The following is a 3114-nucleotide window of genomic DNA, read 5'->3' as shown; positions in this document are numbered from 1 at the left end:
CCCCATGGGGGCGGACAGGCGGCGAAGCGCCAGGTGGGGGCAAGTCAGTGAGCCACTACCCCTTCACCATCTCCCCCATCACCGCGCTCCACCCCCGCTGCGCCTCCGCTCCCGCGCGATCAAACGCGGCCCGCAGGTGCCGGGTCTGGGCTTCGGTGAGGTCGGCTTCCAGCTTGCGGCCGGCCTCCGTCAGGCTCAGGCGCTTGACGCGGCGGTCGTCGGGCGAGGCCTCGGCGCCGACCAGGCCCATCTCCATCAGCTGGCGCAGCGGGGCGTTCAGGGCCTGCTTGCTGACGGCCAGCAGGTCGAGCAGGCCGCGCACCGACACGTCGGGTCGGCGGCCGATGAAATAGAGGATGCGGTGATGCACACGGCCGAGCCCCCGCTTTTCCAGAATGCGGTCGGGACGGTCTGTAAAGCCGCGATAGGCGAAATAGAATTGCTCGATCGCCCCATGCAGATCGTCAGAAAGGGCAGGATCGTTCAGGTCAACCATATTGACACATTAGGCCGCGCCGTCTCATTGTGTCGATAGGTCAAGATCATTGACGCTGTTTGGGAGACTGGCGATGGCGCGTTTGTCGGTGCGGAGCGGTGACATCAAGCCCTCGCCGGTGCGCGACATGCTCAACGTATCGCAGCGCCCGGGCATGATCTCGTTCGCCGGCGGCCTGCCCTCGCCCGAGACCTTCGCCGGCCTCGACCTGCCCCCGCCGCCGCGCGACCTGCTGCAATACGGCCCCACCGAGGGCGAACCGGCCCTGCGCGCCAAGATCGCCGAAGACTTGACGGCCCTGGGCCTGGACACCGAGGCCGACCGCATCCTCGTGCTGTCCGGCTCGCAGCAGGGCATCGACCTGGCCGCCAAGCTTGTGATCGACGCGGGCACGACCCTGGCCGTGGAGTCGCCCGCCTACCTGGCCGCCCTGCAGGTGTTCCGCTTCTACGGCGCCCGGTTCGAGATCATCGACCGGACCGACCCCGGGGCCGGCTGGGCCGACGCCCCTCCTTCAATGGCCTATGTCATTCCCACCTTCCAGAATCCGAGCGGCCATTGCTGGAGCGCCGACGAGCGCGCCGCCATGGCCCGGGCCTGCCAAGCCAACGACGTGATCCTGTTCGAGGACGATCCCTATCGCGACCTGGTCTACGAGCCCTGCGACCGCACGCCGGTTTGCGCCGGCCTGACGGGCGGGTCTTGGATCTATCAGGGCTCGTTCTCCAAGACCGTCGCGCCCGGCCTGCGCCTGGGCTACCTGACCGCCTCGCCCGACCTGTTCCCGCTGCTGGTCCAGTTGAAGCAGGCGGCCGACCTGCACACCAACCGGCTCAGCCAGTGGATGGTGCTGCAATATCTGAACGATCCGGGCCGCGCCGAGCGCCTGGAGCAGGTCGCCGCCCTCTATCGCCGCAAGCGCGACGCCTTCGCCGACGCCCTGACCCGGCATCTGGGCAATCTGGCCTCGTGGTCGCTGCCGCCGGGCGGGCTGTTCTTCTGGGTGACCCTGGCGGGCGAGGTCGATGTCGAGGACCTGCTGAAGCGCTCGGTCGAACGCGGCGTGCTGTTCACCCCCGGCAGCCACTTCCTGGCCGAGGGCGGCGCCAGTTCCACGATCCGCCTGAACTTCAGCCTGGCCGAGCCCGAGGCGGCCGAGCGAGGGCTGGCGGTGATCGCGGAGCTGCTGCGAAGCTGAGGCTCGAGGTCAACCGCCTTCCAAAAGCTGTCATCCCGGACAAGGCCCGAAGGGCCGCCGATCCGGGACCGCCGGAAGCACCGAGTTCACGCGTCGGTCCCGGATCTGCGCGCTGCGCGCTTGTCCGGGATGACAGTCCTGTTTGGTGGCGGAACGGTCAGCCTCAAGGCGTCGGCGTCACGCTGTCCAGGATGGTCAGGGGCCGGCCCGGCTCGCCCTCGCCGACGCTGGACTGGGTGACCAGGATCGTCGCGCCCGGCTTCAGCTCGCCCTTCACCGCCTCGTAGAAGCCGCGCGGCAGCTTCACGCGGTTGAGGATCGCCTCGTCCAGCGCCTGGCCGGCGTCGGCGTCGTGGCCCGGCACGCCGACATAGATCCAGCGCGGGGCGCCGCCCGGTCCGGTGGTCAGGTTGATCACGTGGGTGCCGGGGTCGTCGTCGGCGATCTGGGCCCGGCTGCGGCCGATCTCGACGCCGTTGCGCAGCACCACGATGGCCTGGTCGCGCTTGGAGACCACGATGGTCAGCGGGCCGGTCGGGGCGCGCTCGGGCGTCCAGCGGAAGTCCTGGTCGGCCAGGGTCTCCAGCGGACGCGCGACGCCAGCGGCGTCGATAGGCGCCAAGAGCGAAGCGTCGCTGGCCTGCATCGGCTGGGCCGCGTCGCCGGCCACCACGACGGTCGCTCCCAGGGTGGTGATCTTGAACAGCGCCTGGGAGAAGCCCATCGGCATGTGCACGCAGCCGTGGCTTTCGGGATAGCCCGGCAGGCCGCCGGCGTGCAGCGCCACCCCGTCCCAGGTCAGCCGCTGCTGATAGGGCATGGGGGCGCTGTTGTAGACGTTGGATTTGTGATCGGCGTCCTTCTGCAGGATCGTGAACACCCCGGTCGGGGTCTCGTAGCCCTCGCGTCCGGACGAGACCGTGCTGACCGCGATCCGCACGCCGTTGCGATAGACCGTGGCCAGCTGGCGCGACAGGTCGACATAGACCAGCAGCGGCCCCTTGGGCGCGATCTGCGGCGCCCAGACCCACTCGCCGGGCTTCAGCTGATCGGCCATCCGCGCGAACTCGGCCGCCGAACTGGCCTTGGCGCCCTGGGCGTGGGCGGTGGTGGCGCAGAACGCCGCCGCCAGGCCCATGGCGATCAAGGCGCGCCGGGTGCTCGTCTCGCGGGGGATGGGTTTCGACATGCTGTCTCCGAACGGGTGAGGAACGCCATCGGAACGCTACATGGGGTCGAGCGGCCTCAACACCAGCCAGCGACAATCTTCAGGCCCGGCGCGCCAACCCTATCAACCGTCATTCCCGCCCTTGTGGCGGGAACCCCTAGTTCAGCTGACGGTGARACGCCTTGGCGCGCTGGCGCGCCACACCCCTGCCCTTGCAGCGGACAGAGGGGTTCCCGCCACAAGGGCGGGAAT

Annotated in this window: 3 protein-coding genes; 1 reads left to right on the top strand and 2 read right to left on the bottom strand. The window is 69.4% G+C overall.

The window, feature by feature from the left end; genetic code table 11:
• Positions 1-55 precede the first annotated feature (55 nt).
• Positions 56-496 carry a MarR family winged helix-turn-helix transcriptional regulator gene (locus tag AC1DZ6_RS22220; RefSeq protein ID WP_477099296.1) on the bottom strand — a complete coding sequence of 147 codons (441 nt, stop codon included), beginning with the start codon at positions 494-496 and terminating at the stop codon, positions 56-58.
• Between the two features lie 73 nt (positions 497-569).
• Here AC1DZ6_RS22220 and AC1DZ6_RS22215 point away from each other — a divergent pair, with 73 nt between their 5' ends.
• Positions 570-1694, top strand: a complete 1125-nt coding sequence (locus tag AC1DZ6_RS22215) for an aminotransferase-like domain-containing protein (RefSeq protein WP_477099295.1) — start codon at positions 570-572, stop codon at positions 1692-1694.
• A 163-nt stretch (positions 1695-1857) separates the two neighbouring features.
• Here AC1DZ6_RS22215 and AC1DZ6_RS22210 read toward each other — a convergent pair whose 3' ends face one another.
• Positions 1858-2883, bottom strand: a complete 1026-nt coding sequence (locus AC1DZ6_RS22210) for a L,D-transpeptidase (RefSeq protein WP_477099294.1) — start codon at positions 2881-2883, stop codon at positions 1858-1860.
• Positions 2884-3114 lie beyond the last annotated feature (231 nt).

The sequence above is a fragment of the Caulobacter sp. P1_B12_2 genome (assembly GCF_056406675.1).
Note: the sequence above shows the minus strand (reverse complement) of the source record. Positions and strands in the feature narration are given on the sequence as shown.

Coding starts and splice junctions, on each gene's coding strand:
- AC1DZ6_RS22220 (WP_477099296.1), bottom strand. CDS start 496: ATGGTTGACCTGAACGATCCTGCCCTTTCTGACGATCTGCATGGGGCG.
- AC1DZ6_RS22215 (WP_477099295.1), top strand. CDS start 570: ATGGCGCGTTTGTCGGTGCGGAGCGGTGACATCAAGCCCTCGCCGGTG.
- AC1DZ6_RS22210 (WP_477099294.1), bottom strand. CDS start 2,883: ATGTCGAAACCCATCCCCCGCGAGACGAGCACCCGGCGCGCCTTGATC.